The 15,344-nt window shown below is 72.5% G+C and carries 19 protein-coding genes; 6 read left to right on the top strand and 13 right to left on the bottom strand.

From position 1 onward, the window contains the following. Nucleotides 1-44: 44 nt before the first annotated feature. Together M4J07_RS27930 and M4J07_RS27925 are read right to left on the bottom strand one after the other, a co-directional pair. Entirely contained in the window at nucleotides 45-614 is a 570-nt protein-coding gene (locus M4J07_RS27930) for a LysM peptidoglycan-binding domain-containing protein (protein WP_255975980.1), read from the bottom strand. A 108-nt stretch (nucleotides 615-722) separates the two neighbouring features. Further along, the gene (locus M4J07_RS27925; protein WP_374215091.1) at nucleotides 723-1,325 is read right to left on the bottom strand and encodes a LysM peptidoglycan-binding domain-containing protein; all 603 of its coding nucleotides are present in this window, start codon (nucleotides 1,323-1,325) and stop codon (nucleotides 723-725) included. A 383-nt stretch (nucleotides 1,326-1,708) separates the two neighbouring features. On the opposite strand from M4J07_RS27925, the gene M4J07_RS27920 reads away from it, so the two are divergent. Together M4J07_RS27920 and M4J07_RS27915 are read left to right on the top strand one after the other, a co-directional pair. Further along, on the top strand, nucleotides 1,709-2,500 hold the full coding sequence (locus M4J07_RS27920) for a hypothetical protein (protein WP_255975976.1): 792 nt from the start codon (nucleotides 1,709-1,711) through the stop codon (nucleotides 2,498-2,500). Between the two features lie 196 nt (nucleotides 2,501-2,696). Further along, nucleotides 2,697-2,987, top strand: coding sequence for a hypothetical protein (locus tag M4J07_RS27915; RefSeq protein WP_255975975.1), 291 nt, complete (start codon nucleotides 2,697-2,699; stop codon nucleotides 2,985-2,987). Nucleotides 2,988-3,014: 27 nt separating this feature from the next. On the opposite strand, the gene der is transcribed toward M4J07_RS27915, so the two are convergent. The 6 genes from der to M4J07_RS27885 form a co-directional block, all read right to left on the bottom strand. Then, complete coding sequence (der, locus tag M4J07_RS27910) at nucleotides 3,015-4,487, bottom strand: ribosome biogenesis GTPase Der (protein WP_255975973.1); 1,473 nt, start codon at nucleotides 4,485-4,487, stop codon at nucleotides 3,015-3,017. Between the two features lie 76 nt (nucleotides 4,488-4,563). Further along, nucleotides 4,564-5,253: a lysophospholipid acyltransferase family protein gene (locus M4J07_RS27905; protein ID WP_255975971.1), complete on the bottom strand. Its 690-nt coding sequence runs from the start codon at nucleotides 5,251-5,253 to the stop codon at nucleotides 4,564-4,566. Beyond that, nucleotides 5,211-5,900 carry a (d)CMP kinase gene (gene cmk, locus M4J07_RS27900; protein ID WP_255975969.1) on the bottom strand — a complete coding sequence of 230 codons (690 nt, stop codon included), beginning with the start codon at nucleotides 5,898-5,900 and terminating at the stop codon, nucleotides 5,211-5,213. The genes M4J07_RS27905 and cmk overlap by 43 nt, the downstream gene beginning before the upstream one ends. 123 nt (nucleotides 5,901-6,023) lie before the next feature. Next, on the bottom strand, nucleotides 6,024-7,115 hold the full coding sequence (locus M4J07_RS27895) for a prephenate dehydrogenase (RefSeq protein ID WP_255975967.1): 1,092 nt from the start codon (nucleotides 7,113-7,115) through the stop codon (nucleotides 6,024-6,026). Continuing rightward, the gene (aroH, locus tag M4J07_RS27890) at nucleotides 7,112-7,474 is read right to left on the bottom strand and encodes a chorismate mutase (RefSeq protein WP_255975965.1); all 363 of its coding nucleotides are present in this window, start codon (nucleotides 7,472-7,474) and stop codon (nucleotides 7,112-7,114) included. The genes M4J07_RS27895 and aroH overlap by 4 nt, the downstream gene beginning before the upstream one ends. Nucleotides 7,475-7,593: 119 nt before the next feature. Further along, entirely contained in the window at nucleotides 7,594-8,028 is a 435-nt protein-coding gene (locus M4J07_RS27885; protein ID WP_255975964.1) for a YidB family protein, read from the bottom strand. A gap of 164 nt (nucleotides 8,029-8,192) precedes the next feature. On the opposite strand from M4J07_RS27885, the gene M4J07_RS27880 reads away from it, so the two are divergent. The 4 genes from M4J07_RS27880 to M4J07_RS27865 are packed head-to-tail and all read left to right on the top strand — an operon-like array spanning nucleotide 8,193 to nucleotide 10,697. Next, entirely contained in the window at nucleotides 8,193-8,882 is a 690-nt protein-coding gene (locus M4J07_RS27880) for a hypothetical protein (protein WP_255975962.1), read from the top strand. A 33-nt stretch (nucleotides 8,883-8,915) separates the two neighbouring features. Then, the gene (locus tag M4J07_RS27875; RefSeq protein WP_255975960.1) at nucleotides 8,916-9,494 is read left to right on the top strand and encodes a DUF6529 family protein; all 579 of its coding nucleotides are present in this window, start codon (nucleotides 8,916-8,918) and stop codon (nucleotides 9,492-9,494) included. Beyond that, nucleotides 9,491-9,970 carry a Rieske (2Fe-2S) protein gene (locus M4J07_RS27870; RefSeq protein ID WP_255975958.1) on the top strand — a complete coding sequence of 160 codons (480 nt, stop codon included), beginning with the start codon at nucleotides 9,491-9,493 and terminating at the stop codon, nucleotides 9,968-9,970. The genes M4J07_RS27875 and M4J07_RS27870 overlap by 4 nt, the downstream gene beginning before the upstream one ends. A 22-nt stretch (nucleotides 9,971-9,992) precedes the next feature. Next, nucleotides 9,993-10,697, top strand: a complete 705-nt coding sequence (locus M4J07_RS27865) for a nucleotidyltransferase domain-containing protein (protein ID WP_255975957.1) — start codon at nucleotides 9,993-9,995, stop codon at nucleotides 10,695-10,697. Here M4J07_RS27865 and M4J07_RS27860 read toward each other — a convergent pair. From M4J07_RS27860 to M4J07_RS27840, 5 genes are all read right to left on the bottom strand, one after another. After that, nucleotides 10,687-11,697 (bottom strand): ADP-ribosylglycohydrolase family protein, encoded by a 1,011-nt coding sequence (locus tag M4J07_RS27860; protein WP_255975955.1) that lies wholly within the window; start codon nucleotides 11,695-11,697, stop codon nucleotides 10,687-10,689. The two genes, M4J07_RS27865 and M4J07_RS27860, sit on opposite strands and share 11 nt — an antisense overlap. Beyond that, entirely contained in the window at nucleotides 11,694-12,437 is a 744-nt protein-coding gene (locus M4J07_RS27855; protein WP_255975953.1) for an NUDIX hydrolase, read from the bottom strand. Before M4J07_RS27855 ends, M4J07_RS27860 begins: the two co-directional genes overlap by 4 nt. 78 nt (nucleotides 12,438-12,515) lie before the next feature. Then, complete coding sequence (locus M4J07_RS27850; RefSeq protein WP_255975951.1) at nucleotides 12,516-13,640, bottom strand: pseudouridine synthase; 1,125 nt, start codon at nucleotides 13,638-13,640, stop codon at nucleotides 12,516-12,518. Between the two features lie 10 nt (nucleotides 13,641-13,650). After that, on the bottom strand, nucleotides 13,651-14,286 hold the full coding sequence (gene scpB, locus M4J07_RS27845) for an SMC-Scp complex subunit ScpB (protein WP_255975949.1): 636 nt from the start codon (nucleotides 14,284-14,286) through the stop codon (nucleotides 13,651-13,653). Beyond that, complete coding sequence (locus M4J07_RS27840; protein WP_255975947.1) at nucleotides 14,283-15,320, bottom strand: segregation and condensation protein A; 1,038 nt, start codon at nucleotides 15,318-15,320, stop codon at nucleotides 14,283-14,285. Before M4J07_RS27840 ends, scpB begins: the two co-directional genes overlap by 4 nt. Nucleotides 15,321-15,344: the final 24 nt, after the last annotated feature.

Genomic DNA, 15,344 nt, shown 5'->3' with positions numbered 1-15,344 from the left:
ACTCGGGCGCGGGGCCGTCGTGTTCAGCGGTGAGGCGGGCGAGCTCAGCGGGCCGGGAGGGTCAGCATCGTGCCGGCGTTGAGCCGGTCGGGATGCGGCCCGACCATGTCCCGGTTGGCCTTGTAGAGGGCCTGCCAGCCGCCTCTGATCCCGAACCTGCGGGCGATCGAGGTGAGCGTCTCGCCGCGCTGCACCACGTGGACGCGGCCGTCGAGCCGGTACCGCTTGGAGCAGGCGGGCCAGGCGCGCCACCCCTGGCGGCGCAGCACCTCCTCGGCGACCTTGATCTGTTCGGCGCGGGTGGCGAGGTCGGCGCGCGGCGCGTAGGCGAGGCCGCCGTGCTCCTCCCAGGTGGCCTGCCAGAACTGCAGTCCGCCGTAGTAGGAGTTGCCGGTGTTCGCGTTCCAGTGCCCGTTGCTCTCGCACTCGGCGAGGCAGGACCACGGCCACTGGTCGCGCGCGCAGTCGTACGGTTTGCGGGCGGTGCCCGCCGGGCCCGGCCCGGCGGACGCGGGGAGCGGTGCGAGGGCCAGGGCGAGCAGCGCGCCCACCAGGACCGTCACCCAGCGCCGTGCGGCCGGCGGCGGCTTCGGGAGCGCAGACGTCTGATGCATCGCGTCACGCTAGGCAGCCGCCGCGGGCACCGCTCCGGTGCCGCGCCGCGCCGCCCGCGGCCCCACCCGGTCGGCGCACCCGGGGAGGACCGCGATCGCCGCCGGCCGCTAGCGGAGCATCAGGCGCTGGCCCGGGAAGATCAGGTCCGGATCGCCGCCGATGACCGCCTTGTTGACGGCGTACAGGCGCTGCCAGCCGACGCCGTGGGCGGACGCGATCCGGCCGAGGGTGTCGCCGCTGCGCACGACGTAGCCGCCGCGCCGGGCCGATCCGCGGTCGGTGTGCCCCGACGTGCGCTTCGGGGCGACGGCCCTGGGCGCCGCCTTCCGGGGAGCCGCGGCGGCGGCCGGCGCGCTGCCGTACGCGCCCGCCCGGACCGAGCAGGTCGGCCAGGCGCCCCAGCCCTGTGCGCGCTGCACCTTGGTGGCGACGGCGATCTGCTGGGACTTCGTGGCCCGGTCGGCCGTCGCGGCGTAGGCCCCTCCGCCGTACGCGCGCCAGGTTCCCGCGGAGAACTGGAGTCCTCCGTAGTAGCCGTTGCCGGTGTTGATGTGCCAGTTGCCACCGCTCTCGCAGCGAGCGATGCGGTCCCAGACGCCGCCGCCCGCCGCGTGAGCGGCGGCCGGGAGGGCGAGGAGACCGAGGGGGGCGAGCAGAGCCGCCCCGGCTAACACCGCTGTCGTTCGAGCCGTACGTATCGGCACGGACATGAGAATCCCTCTCGTGGACTGCTCGTTGCAGACGGCGGTGGAATCTAGGCAGCGCACGGGGTGGGCATCAACCAACTCCTTGTCACTCCAGGCCAGTTCGCCGTTACTGGAAGTAGCGACGAGTTCAGGCCACCCACTTCATGAGCTGATTTCATGATTTGTCGACCTGTCACTTCGATGATCTGTGACCCACTTCACTCACTCAACTTCCTTGGAACACCTACAAGTTGTCGTGGAGTGACAGATTCCGGGCGCGCTCTCACGGTCTGCATCGGATGGGTGGATTCCGTTCGGTTCCGGGCGTGACTCCGGCCACAGATCACCCGTTGTCCCTTCATACGCATCCGCGAGAACCACCCCCCGACCGATCCTGAGGAGCCCCCGTGCCGCGCTTGCTCGACGTCAGTGACGACGTACGCGCCGAGATCGGCGACGACGAAGCCGACCGGCTGCTCGCCGGAGACAACGCCCCAGGCGGCTACGACTGCACGTCCTGCCGCACTCCGGGCGACTCGGAGCAGGAACGCACCAGCACGGTCCTGTTCGTCGGCGACGAGACCGCCGTCCTCGCCTTCGCCCACGCCGCCTGCCTGCCCTCGCAGGTCGTCCAGGTCGCCGAGGACCAACTGCAGGGCGCCGTACGGTCCATGACCGGCGCCCCCGACGAGGGCGCCGGCGCGGCGCCCGAGGCCGCCCCCGCCCAGGCCGTGCTCGGCGTGACCAGCGGCCTGGTGCTGATCGCGGGCGAGCTGCACCCCGCGCTCGTCGTGGAGCCGACCGGCCCCATCTCCCGGCCCGGCGCCGAATCGGGCGGCGACGACTTCCTGCCGCTCCTGATCGAGCAGGGCTTCATGCCGCTCACCGAGCTGACGGAGGCGCCGCGCGCCCTGCCCGGCTGGTCCGTGCTGCTCGCCATGGGCCAGCTGCACGCGGTCCTGCAGCCCGGCACCGGCGGCCCCTCCGCCCAGGTCGCCTGGTGGCAGGCGCACCAGCCGCTCCTCGTGACGGAGGGCTGGCGGGCCGCGGCCAACAAGACGCACACCGTGCTCGTCTTCGCGGCCCCGGTCGGCTCGGTCGGCCGTCAGCCCCGTGAGGATCTGCTCCGCGACGCCCTCGACAAGGCCGCGGCGAACGGGCGCCTGGTGGCCGCCGCGATGCCGCTCGCCGGCACCTGAGCCGGCCCCTCGGCAGACCCCTGGCAGACCCCCGGACCCCCACGAACGCGCCGGTCACACTCCTGACGCCCCGCACAAGCCGAGGCCAAGGGCGCATCCGTCGGGGGTCCGGGTCGTTGGCACAGACGTGCACCCATACGACCCCACCTCATCCTCGTCCGGGCGGCGTCAGCCGTACCAGAGCCACATCCCGTCGATGCGTCCCGCGGAGGACCAGCCGAGCAGCCACTCGGCCACTCCGATCTACGACGCGCTGTACGCGGAGTACCGCCGGTCCTTCCGGGCCCTGCCCGGCGACCGCAGTGGCGAGGAGGATCTCGGGTTCACGGCGTTCGGCACGGGTCCCTACGCGACGCGGCACCACACCCCGCACTACCCGGCGGTCCAGCACCACCACGCCTGGCACCCACAGACGAACGGGCGGCAGCACGGCCAGGGAGGTCACCTCCCGGCCGCGCTGCCGCCCGCTCCGCGTCGCGAGCACTGAGCCCGCGACGCCCCGTACGGCGAACTACTACTTCTTCTTGCCGCGCTTCTCGCGCACCCGCACGGACATGTGGATCGGCGTCCCCTCGAACCCGAACTCCTCGCGCAGACGCCGCTCCACGAACCGCCGGTAGCCCGCCTCGATGAAGCCGGAGGCGAACAGCACGAACCGCGGCGGCTTGGTGCCGGCCTGCGTGCCGAACAGGATGCGGGGCTGCTTGCCGCCGCGCACCGGGTGCGGGTGGGCGGCGACGAGCTCACCGAGGAAGGCGTTCAGCCGACCGGTCGGGACACGCGTCTCCCAGCCGTCCAGGGCGGTCTCGATGGCCGGAACCAGCTTCTCCATGTGGCGGCCGGTACGCGCCGACACGTTCACCCGGGGCGCCCACGCGATCTGACCGAGCTCGGTCTCGATCTCGCGCTCCAGGTAGTAGCGGCGCTCCTCGTCGAGGGTGTCCCACTTGTTGAAGGCGACGACGATCGCACGGCCCGCCTCGACCGCCATCGTCACGATGCGCTGGTCCTGGATGGAGATCGACTCGGAGGCGTCGATCAGGATGACCGCGACCTCCGCCTTCTCGACGGCGGCGGCGGTGCGCAGCGAGGCGTAGTAGTCGGCGCCCTGCTGCAGGTGGACGCGCTTGCGGATGCCCGCCGTGTCGACGAACTTCCAGGTGACACCGCCGAGTTCGATGAGCTCGTCGACCGGGTCACGAGTGGTGCCCGCCAGCTCGTTGACGACGACGCGGTCCTCGTTGGCCACCTTGTTGAGCAGCGAGGACTTGCCGACGTTCGGGCGGCCGATCAGGGCGATGCGGCGCGGGCCGCCGACGGCCGTGCCGAAGGTCTGGGCGGGCGCCTCGGGCAGCGCCTCCAGGACGGCGTCCAGCATGTCGCCGGTGCCGCGGCCGTGCAGCGAGGAGACCGGGTGCGGCTCGCCGATGCCGAGGGACCACAGGGCGGTGGCGTCGGCCTCGCCGGACGGTCCGTCGACCTTGTTGGCGCAGAGCACGACGGGCTTCTTGGCCTTGCGGAGCAGCCGGACGACGGCCTCGTCGGTGTCGGTGACGCCGACCGTGGAGTCGACGACGAAGACGACGGCGTCGGCCGTCTCGATCGCGTACTCGGCCTGCGCGGCCACCGACGCGTCGATGCCGAGCACGTCCTGCTCCCAGCCGCCGGTGTCGACGACCTTGAAGCGGCGGCCCGCCCACTCGGCCTCGTAGGTGACACGGTCGCGGGTGACGCCGGGCTTGTCCTCGACGACGGCCTCGCGGCGGCCGATGATGCGGTTCACGAGCGTCGACTTGCCGACGTTCGGGCGGCCGACGACGGCGAGGACGGGCAGCGGGCCGTGGCCCGCCTCCTCGATGGCGCCCTCGACGTCCTCGACGTCGAAGCCCTCTTCGGCGGCGAGCTCCATGAACTCCGCGTACTCGGCGTCGCCAAGCGCCCCGTGCTCGTGCTCCGCCGAGCCCTCGGGCTGGATCTGGTCGTTCATGAAGTCCGTACCTCGTCGTTCATTCGTGGTGATCGGTGGATCGCGGCGGACCGCGGTCCACTACTGAAAGTCTCGCTCAGCGCCGGGTCAGGCGCCTGGCGTCGGCCAGGTGGGCGGTGAGCCGCTCCTGGATGCGCACGGTCGCCTCGTCGAGGGCCTTGCGCGTACGCCGTCCGCTGCCGTCGCCCGCCTCGAAGGGGTCGCCGAAGACGACGTCGACCCGGCTCCTGAGCGGCGGCAGCCCCTTTATCAACCGTCCGCGCCGCTCCGTGCTTCCCAGCACGGCGACCGGCACGATCGGCGCCCCGCTGCGCACGGCGAAGTACGACAGTCCGGCGCGCAGCGACGCGAAGTCGCCGTCGCCGCGGGTGCCCTCGGGGAAGATGCCGAGCACGCCGCCGTCGGCGAGCACGCCGAGCGCCCGGGTGATGGCCGTCCGGTCCGCGCCGGAGCGGTCGACCTTCACCTGGCCGATCCCCTCCAGGAAGGGACCGAGCGGCCCGACGAACGCCTCCTGCTTGATCAGGAAGTGCGCCGGTCGCGGCGCGACGCCCATGACCATCGGGCCGTCGATGTTGTGGGAGTGGTTGACCGCGAGGATCACCGGGCCGGTGGCGGGCACCCGCCACGACCCGAGGACACGCGGCTTCCACAGTCCGTACATCAGGCCGACGCCGATGCGCCGGCCCACCTCGGCCCCTCGTTCGGAAGCGGACACAGGACTCACGCGGAGATCCGCTTCTCCTCGACGAGGGTGACGACGCACTCGATGACCTGCTGGAGGGTGAGCTCGGTGGTGTCGACCTCGACGGCGTCGTCGGCCTTGGCCAGCGGCGACGTCTTGCGGCTGGAGTCGGCCTGGTCGCGCTTGATCAGGGCCTCCTGCGTCGCCTTGACGTCGGCGCCCTTCAGCTCGCCGGAGCGGCGGGCGGCGCGGGCCTCGGGCGACGCCGTGAGGAAGATCTTCAGGTCGGCGTCGGGCAGCACGGTCGTGCCGATGTCCCGGCCCTCGACGACGATGCCCCGGCCGTCCGCGGCGGCCGCGGCGGCGGTGCTGCGCTGCAGCTCGGTGATCCGGGCACGCACCTCGGGCACGGCGCTGACGGCGCTGACCTTGGAGGTGACGTCGGTGGTGCGGATCGGGCCCGCGACGTCCGTGCCGTCCACCGTGATGGTGGGCGCGGACGGGTCCGTGCCGGACACGATCTCGGCCTTGTCGGCGACCGCGGCGATCGCGGACTGGTCGGTCAGGTCGATGCCGTTGTGCACCATCCACCAGGTGATCGCCCGGTACTGGGCGCCGGTGTCCAGGTAGCTCAGGCCGAGCTGCGCGGCGACGGCCTTCGAGGTGCTCGACTTGCCCGTGCCGGAGGGTCCGTCGATGGCGACGATCACGGCTGCCGGGGTTTCCATGGGTGACGGACACCTTTCTCAGTGCACGGGGGCATGCGTACGGGGCGCGGACACGCCCCGTACAAGGTTACTGGCTCCGGAAAGCGCCGCTTACTGCCGCCTTCCCCGTCGCCTGGCTGCCGCCTACTGCCGCATCGCCCAGCCGCGCTCGCGCAGCGCCGCCGCCAGCTTCGGCGCCGCGGCGGGCTGCACCATGAGCTGCACGAAACCGGCCTGCTGCCCGGTGGCGTGCTCGATGCGCACGTCCTCGACGTTGACGCCGGCGGCGCCCGCGTCCGCGAAGATACGGGCCAGCTCGCCGGGCTGGTCGGAGATGAGGACGGCGACGATCTCGTACGCGGCCGGGGCCGCGCCGTGCTTGCCGGGCACCCGCGCCTGTCCCGCGTTGCCCCGGCGCAGCATCGTCTCGACGCCGTCGGCGCCGTCACGGCGCTTGGCGTCGTCGGAGGACTGCAGGGAGCGCAGGGCCTGCACGGTCTCCTCCAGGTCGCCGGCGACCGCGGAGAGCAGATCGGCGACGGGGCCCGGGTTCGCGGAGAGGATGTCGATCCACATGCCCGGGTCCGATGCGGCGATCCGAGTGACGTCGCGGATGCCCTGGCCGCACAGCCGTACGGCGGTCTCCTCGGCGTTCTCCAGGCGGGCCGCGACCATGCTGGAGACCAGGTGCGGCATGTGCGAGACGAGGGCGACGGCCCGGTCGTGGGCGTCGGCGTCCATGACGACGGGCACGGCCCGGCACAGCGCGACCAGTTCCAGGGCGAGGTTCAGCACCTCGGTGTCCGTGTCCCGGGTCGGCGTGAGCACCCAGGGCCGCCCCTCGAAGAGGTCGGCGGTGGCGGCGAGCGGGCCGCTGCGCTCCCGGCCCGACATCGGGTGCGTGCCGATGTACGGGGTGAGGTCGAGGCCGAGCGCCTCCAGCTCGCGGCGCGGGCCGCCCTTCACGCTGGCGACGTCGAGGTAGCCGCGGGCCACGCCCCGGCGCATGGCGTCGGCGAGCGAGGCGGCGACGTGCGCGGGCGGCACGGCGACCACGCACAGGTCGACGACGACACCGTCTTCGGGTGCCTCGTCCGTGCCGGCGCCGAGCGCGGCGGCGGTGCGGGCCTGCCCGGGGTCGTGGTCGGCGAGGTGCACGGTGACCCCGCGCGAGGCGAGCGCCAGGGCCGCCGAGGTGCCGATCAGGCCGGTGCCGATGACGAGTGCGGTTCTCACTGGGCGATGTCCTTGCGCAGGGTGGCCGCGGCGCCGAGGTAGACGTGCGCGATCTCCGACTTGGGCAGCTCGGTCTCGATGTGGGCGAGGAGCCGGACCACGCGCGGCATGGCGCCCGCGATGTCGAGTTCCTGCGCGCAGATCAGGGGGACGTCCACGATGCCGAGCTTGCGGGCGGCGGCCGCCGGGAAGTCGGAGTGCAGGTCGGGCGTGGCCGTGAACCATATGGAGATCAGGTCGTCGCCGGTCAGCCCGTTCCGCTCGATGACGGCGGTGAGCAGCTCGCTGACCTGCTCGTCCATGTGCTCGGCCGTGTCCCGCTCCAGCTGGACGGCGCCCCGCACCGCTCGTACCGCCACGGTGTCGCTCCTTGTTCCTGTCCGTACGTTCTGCCACCGCCCAGCGTAGTTGGGGCCCCGCGCACGGGTGCGCGGCGCCCGTCCTTCGAGACGGCCGCCGCGCACCCCTGGACGTACCGCTACAGCTTCTGCTGCTCGACGAGCTGGTCCAGGGAGAGGCCCGGGACCTCTCCGTCGGGGGTGAGCTTGTCGACGGCCGTCGGCAGCGCCCCGGCGATGTCCTGGGCGGCCTGGTCGGGGGTGACGCCGGACTCGGCGGCGACCTTCTGCAGGGTCACGTCGGGCAGCGCCTCCTTGACCTGGTCGGGGGTGAGCGACTTGTTCTCGCCCTTGCCGACCCAGGACTCGACCTGCTCCTGGCTGACCAGGCCCGACTTGGTGATCTGTTCGAGGAGCCCGCCCAGCGGATTGCCGCCGGCGGAACCGCTCTGCCCCTTGGTGAAGGCCGCGAGCAGCGACGTGAGCACGCTGCCCGCTGAGCCGCCTCCCCCCTTGTCGCCCAGGAGGCCGCCGAGGAGGCTGCCGAGGTCAAGACCGCCGTTGTTGCTCGCCATGGGTCACGCCTTTCGAGACGTACGAGGAGTCACCGCGGAGGGGGCGCGCGGCCCCAACCGCAGACCCTGCCAATGTCACCCGAACCGCCCCCTGTCGCCACTCGGCCGGAGCTGATTGCATGGGGAGGGCGGCACCGCGCCGTCACCGCTTCGGGGGAGGCGCCATGAAGCGTTCGGGACCCCTCTACACGCTCTTCGCCGGTCTGGCGCTCGGCCTGTTCATGCTCTCGTTGAACGCGACGACGGGCGAGGCCGGCACCCCGTACGGGGGCGCGCCCGCCGCATCTCCGTCGGCCACCGGCGTGCGCCCGTCGAAGTCCGCGAGCCCGGCCGCGAGTCCCGGCGAGAGCGCGGTCACTCCCCCGAGTCCGTCCCCCTCCAAGTCGGCCGGCCCGAAGACGAGTTACGCGGGCCGCACCGACGACGACAGCTCCGCCGTCTCGGTCTCCGTGCGCGGCGACAAGGCGATCGCCTACTTCTGCGACGGCCGCACCAAGGAGTCCTGGCTGAAGGGGAACGTCGAGGACGACGGCTCGATGAAGCTCAGCGGCAAGCACGGCGCCAAGCTGGAGGGCCGGCTGGCGAACGACCGGATCCGCGGCACCGTCGAGGTCGACAAGAAGCCGTACGGCTTCACGGCGCGGAAGGCCGTCAAACCGTCCGGCCTGTACCGGGCCACCACCGAGGTGCGCGGCGCCGAGGTCGACGGCGGCTGGATCGTGCTGCCCGGCGGCCGCCAGGTCGGCATCGTCCGGCGCGACGACGAGCCGTCGGCCGCGCCGCCCATCGACCCGGAGACCGGCACCGTGACGGTCGACGGCGAGCAGCTCACCGCACGCCCGGTCGTCCCCTGACCCGCCCGGTCCCCGACCTTCGCGAGGGTTCCCATGACCGTCGATCCCAACGCCGCCACCCAGAGCTTCCCCGGACCCGACCACCGCCGCCCGAGCCCGGCCCGCTACCTCGTGCCGGCCGTCGTGGCCGCCGCGGTGGCGGTGGCGCTCGGCGCGTACGGCAAGGTGCACGACCCGGAGGGCACCGCGTTCAATCTGGCCGGGTTCTCCAGCACGAGCGCGGTGAAGTCCTGGCTGGCGACGGTCGCCTTCGCCTTCGCGCTGGTCCAGCTCGTGTCGGCCTTCATGGTCTACGGGAAGCTGCGCGGCCCGTCGTGGGCGTCCGCCCTGCACCGCTGGTCGGGCCGGATCGCGTTCCTGGTCGCCGTCCCGGTGGCGGTGCACTGCCTGTACGCGCTGGGCTATCAGACGTACTCGACGCGGGTGATGTGGCACTCGTTCCTCGGCTGCTTCTTCTTCGGGGCGTTCAGCGCCAAGATGCTGCTGCTGCGGACCGAGCGGCTGCCGGGCTGGCTGCTCCCGGTGGTGGGCGGTCTCGCCTTCGCGGTCCTGACGCTGCTGTGGCTGACGTCGGCGCTGTGGTTCTTCCGGACGGTGGGAGTGACGACATGAGGCGGTCCGCGTCGCGCAGGAGCGTTCTCGTCGCGGGTGCGGCGGCGCTCGCGGCGGGGTGCAGCAAGTACGGCGACGAGGGCGGGGGCGGCGACGCGCAGCCGGAGCCCGAGCCGTCCGGCACCCCGTCGTCCGGGGCGCCGTCGGCCGCGGGCCCGTCGTCCAGCGGTGCCGGGCAGCCGCCCGCCGCCGACGAGCTGACGAGGACGACGGACATCCCGGTGGGCGGCGGCAAGGTCTTCGCCGACAAGAAGGTCGTGGTGACCCAGCCGGAGAAGGGCGACTTCAAGGCGTTCTCGGCGGTCTGCACCCACGCGGGCTGCACGGTCCGCGACGTGTCCGGCGGAACGATCAACTGCCCGTGCCACGGTTCGAAGTACCGGATCGCGGACGCGTCGGTGGCCGGCGGCCCGGCGCCGCGCCCGCTGCCGCCGCAGAAGATCACGATCACCGGAAATTCGATCACGCTGGACTGACGGCTCCGCCTACGCTCGGCGGATGGAACAGGAACACCTGGAGCCGGCCGATCTGGTGCGCGACCACACGGTCTACGCGTGCGTCATGGGGTCGCGCGCCTTCGGTCTGGCCACCGAGGCGAGCGACACGGACCGCCGCGGCGTGTTCCTGGCGCCGACCCCGCTCTACTGGCGCTTCACCAAGCCGCCCACGCACGTCGAGGGCCCGGCCGACGAGCAGTTCTCCTGGGAGCTGGAGCGCTTCTGCGAGCTGGCCCTGCGCGCCAATCCGAACGTGCTGGAGTGCCTGCACTCCCCGCTGGTCGAGCGCATCGACGGCACGGGCCGCGAGCTGCTGTCCCTGCGCGGGGCGTTCCTGTCCCGGCAGGCGCACGGCACGTTCGCCCGCTACGCGGAGGGCCAGCACAGGAAGCTGGCGGCCGACGTCCGTACGCACGGCGCACCGCGCTGGAAGCACGCGATGCACCTGCTGCGGCTCCTGATGTCGTGCCGCGATCTGCTGCGCACGGGCGAGCTGACCATCGACGTGGGCGAGGCCCGCGACGAACTCCTCGCGGTGAAGCGGGGCGAGGTGTCCTGGGCCGAGGTGGACCGCCGGATGGCCCGGCTCGCGGCCGAGGCGGCGGACGCGGCGGACCGCACCCCGCTGCCGGCCGAGCCGGACCGGGCCCGGATCGAGGACTTCCTGGTCCGTACGCGCCGGGCCTCGGCCGCCCTCAGCTCCTGACCGCCCCGTCCCACTCCGCGCCGAACGCGAGCAGCTCGTCGCGGTGCTCGATCCGTGCGACCCACTCCTCGGGCCAGGCGTCGGCACCGAGGTGGGCGCCTGCGAAGGCCCCGGCGAGCGCCGCGATCGAGTCCGAGTCGCCGGAGGTGCAGGCGGCCCGGCGCAGCGCGAGCACGGGTTCGTCGACGAACTGGAGGAAGCAGGAGAGCCCGGTGGCGAACGCCTCCTCGGCGATCCACCCGGCACCGGTGGCGAGGCAGGGGTCGACCTCCGGGTTGGCGTCGCGCAGGGCGGTCTCCAGGCGTTCGAGGACGGCGAGACACTCGTCCCAGCCGCGCGCCATGAAGTGCTCCGGGTCCGGGTCCTGCGAGCGCCGCCACAGGTCCCCGAGCCAGTGCTCGTGGTAGCGGGTGCGGTTCTCGAGCGCGTACGACCGCAGCCGTCCGACGAGCCCGGCGGGGTCGGCTCCCTGCGCGAGCAGGAACACGGCCCGTGCGGTCAGGTCGCTCGCGGCGAGCCCAGTCGGGTGACCGTGCGTCAGCGCCGCCTGCAACTGGGCGGCACCGGCGCGCTGTTCCGCGTCGAGCCCCGGCAGCAGCCCGAGCGGGGAGACCCGCATGTTGGCGCCGCATCCCTTGGAGTGGATCTGGCTGGCGTCGCGCCAGTCCCGCTGCGGGTCCTCCAGGAGCTCACAGGCCCTGAGGCAGGTGTTGCCCGGTGCGCGGTTGTTGTCGGGCGACCGGTTCCAGTCGATGAACCGGCCGCGCAGCGCGTCGGCGTAGCCGGCCGGGGAGCCGGGGTGCCCGGCCCGCGCCACGGCGAGCGCCATCTGCGTGTCGTCGGTGATGTAGGCGACGGAGTCCTCGTCGGGCAGCTCCATCTCCCGCCACGGCCCGAACTGCGCAAGGATCATCGGTACGTCGCTGAACTCGGTCGGAGAACCCAGCGCGTCCCCCAGCGCGAGCCCGACCAGCGATCCGGTGGCGGCGTCCTTTGTCATCGGCGGTTTCCTTCCGCGGGTTCGGGCACGGGCCGCAGCAGCGGCGGATGCAGTGACACGGCGCCCCCGGCCCGGTACAGCGCCGCGGGCTTGCCGCGGCCGCCGGTCAGCCGGGAGGCGCCGGGGATCTGCTCGACGAAGCCGGGGGTGGCGAGGACCTTCCGCCGAAAGTTGGCGGGGTCGAGGTCGGTCCCCCAGACCACTTCGTAGACCTGCCGCAGCTCGCCCAGGGTGAATTCGGGCGGGCAGAACGCGGTGGCGAGGCAGGTGTACTCCAGCTTGCCGCCGATCCGCTCGTGCGCGTCGGCGAGGATCCGGTCGTGGTCGAAGGCGAGCGGGCCGTACGCGCCCTTGGCGCCCTCCTCGTACGGCAGCCAGGCGGCGCGGGCCGCGTCGCCGCCGCCCTGCGCGGCCGGGGCGTCCGGGACGAGCGCGGCGAAGGCGACCGAGACGACCCGCATCCGGGGGTCGCGGTCGGGCTCGCTGTACGTCCTCAGCTGTTCGAGGTGGAGTCCGGCGACGTCGCTCAGGCCCGTCTCCTCGGCGAGCTCACGGCGTGCCGCGCTCTCCGCGGACTCGGCCGGCTCCAGGAACCCGCCGGGCAGCGCCCAGCGGCCCGCGTAGGGCTCCTGGCCACGCTCCACGAGCAGGATGTGCAGTCGGCCGGCCCTGAGCGTGAACACGGCGAGATCGACGGTGACGGCGAAGGGTTCGTAGGCGTACTTGTCGTAGCCGGGCATGCGGCAGCCCCCTCCCTTATTGGTCTCACTGACCCTAAAGGGAGGGGGCTGCTCACGACAAGCCCTGTGCGGCAGGTCCTACAGGTCGACTTCCTTCATCAGCATGCCGACCTCGGTGTTCGACAGGCGGCGCAGCCAGCCCGACTTCTGGTCGCCGAGCGTGATCGGCCCGAAGGCGACCCGCACCAGCTTGTCGACCGGGAAGCCGGCCTCGGCCAGCATCCGCCGCACGATGTGCTTGCGCCCCTCGTGCAGGGTCACCTCGACCAGGTAGTTCTTGCCGGTCTGCTCGACGACCCGGAAGTGGTCCGCCTTCGCGTACCCGTCCTCCAGCTGGATGCCGTCCTTCAGCTGCTTGCCCAGGTCACGCGGGATCGGACCCACGATGTGCGCGAGGTAGACCTTCTTCACGCCGTACTTGGGGTGGGTCAGCCGGTGCGCCAGCTCGCCGTGGTTGGTGAGCAGGATGACGCCCTCGGTCTCGGTGTCGAGCCGTCCGACGTGGAACAGCCGCGTCTCACGGTTGTTCGTGTAGTCCCCGAGGCACTGGCGCCCCTCGTTGTCCTCCATCGTGGAGACGACACCGGCGGGCTTGTTCAGGACGAAGAACTGGTACGACTGGGTGGCGACGGTCAGCCCGTCGACCTTGATCACGTCCTTGTCGGTGTCGACGCGCATGCCCTGCTCGAGCACGATCTCGCCGTTGACCTCGACACGGGCCTGCTCGACCAGCTCCTCGCAGGCACGCCGCGAGCCGTAGCCGGCGCGGGCGAGCACCTTCTGCAGCCGCTCGCCCTCCTGCTCGGCGCCCGGGAACGTCTTGGGGAGGTTCACCTTCGGCTTGCCCGCGTACCGGTCGCGGTTGCGCTCCTCGGCACGCGTCTCGTACTCGCGGGAGTACGAGGGCGTGGTCCGGCCGCCGGAGCGCTGGCCCTGCTTGGGACCGCCCTTGGCGCCGCCGCGCGCGGAGGCGCCGCGGCCCGACTTCGGACCGTCCTGGGTGCCGCCGGGGCCCACGTCGTAGCGCCGCTCCTCGGGACGCGGCTTCTTCGGACGGCCGGCGCCGCCCTGCTTGTCGTCGCGGGCGTTACCGGCACCGCGGTAGTTACCGCGGCCACCGCTGCTCCCGCCGCGGCCGCCGCTGTTGCCACCACGGCTCCCGCCGTTGTTTCCGCTGCTGTTCCTGCCGCTGCTGCTTCGCATCAAATTTCCGTTAGTCGTCTGCGTCGTCGGAACCCGGCGCATCGGGTGCGTCCGGATCGAACGACGGAACCCCTTCCAGCGTGTCCGCCTCGATCGCGTCCGCCTCGGGGAGGAAGGGCGCGAGCTCCGGCAGCTCGTCCAGGCCGCGCAGGCCCATCCGCTCCAGGAAGTAGTTCGTCGTCCTGTACAGGATCGCACCTGTTTCGGGTTCCGCGCCCGCCTCCTCCACGAGACCGCGCTGCAGCAGGGTCCGCATGACCCCGTCACAGTTCACTCCGCGCACCGCGGAGACCCGGGAACGGCTGACCGGCTGCCGGTACGCGACCACGGCGAGGGTCTCCAGGGCGGCCTGCGTCAGCCGGGCCACCTGCCCGTCGAGCACGAAGCCCTCGACGGCCGCGGCGTACTCCGGCCGGGTGTAGAACCGCCAGCCACCGGCCACGAGCCGCAGCTCGAAGCCGCGCCCCTGCGTCGTGTACTCGTCGGCCAGGGCCAGCAGCGCGTCGGCCACGGCCCTCCTCGGCCGCTGCAGGATCTTGGCGAGGTGCTCCTCGGTGGCGGGCTCGTCGACGACCATGAGCACGGCTTCGAGGGCGGGCTTCAGATCGAGCCCGGCCACGGCGTCCCGGTCCGTCTCGACGCTCATCCCACGCCCTCCTTCTCCTTGCTCTCCGGCTCAGGGGGCCGGTCGAACTCATCGGTCACCACGGGTTCGGTCTCGTCCGCGCCGCCGGTCCAGCGCACGAGCAGCTCGCCGAGGGCGGTCTCCTGCTCCAGCGCGACGGCCTTCTCCCGGTACAGCTCCAGCAGCGCGAGGAACCGGGCGACGACGGTGAGCGTGTCCTCGGTGTCGGCCACGAGCTCCCGGAAACTGGCCTCGCCCACCTCCCGAAGCCGGGCCACGACCACCCCCGCCTGCTCCTGCACGCTCACCAGCGGGGCGTGGATGTGGTCGACGTACACCTGCGGCTTCGGCTTCGGCTGCATCGCCTTCACGGCGAGCCTGGCGAATCCTTCCGCCCCGATGCTGATGACGACGTCCGGCAGCAGTTCGGCGTGGTGCGGTTCGAGGCCCACGGTGCGCGGGTAGCGCCGCGCCTCGTCCTCCAGCCGCTCGCTGAAGATGTCGGCGATCCGCTTGTACGCGCGGTACTGCAGCAGCCGCGCGAACAACAGGTCCCGTGCCTCAAGGAGCGCGAGGTCGGCCTCGTCCTCGACCTCGGCGGCGGGCAGCAGCCGCGCGGCCTTCAGGTCGAGCAGCGTCGCCGCGACGACCAGGAACTCGGTGGTCTGGTCGAGGTCCCAGTCGGGCCCCATGGCGCGGATGTGCGCCATGAACTCGTCGGTGACCTTGGACAGGGCGACCTCGGTGACGTCGAGCTTGTGCTTCGAGATCAGCTGCAGCAGCAGGTCGAAGGGCCCCTCGAAGTTCGCCAGCCGAACCTTGAACCGCCCGTCGTCGACCTCGGCCTCATCCGGCTGGGGCTGGGACTGGGGCTGGTCCTCTGCCTCCGCCCCCGCCTCGGGCAGTCCGCCGCCTGCGGAGTCGGACGGGTCCGGCCCCGGCTCGGGCTCGACCGGCCCCGGCGCGGCCAGCGCACCCCGGCCCAGCGCACGCCGACGCGCCCCACGGTCAGGGGGCGTAGCGGGATCCGGCTGGGCGGAGTCGTTCACGGGCATCACTGCCGGAGGCTACCGCTGAAG

It is taken from the genome of Streptomyces longispororuber (assembly GCF_024448165.1).
Classification (GTDB): domain Bacteria; phylum Actinomycetota; class Actinomycetes; order Streptomycetales; family Streptomycetaceae; genus Streptomyces; species Streptomyces longispororuber_A.
Note: the sequence above shows the minus strand (reverse complement) of the source record. Positions and strands in the feature narration are given on the sequence as shown.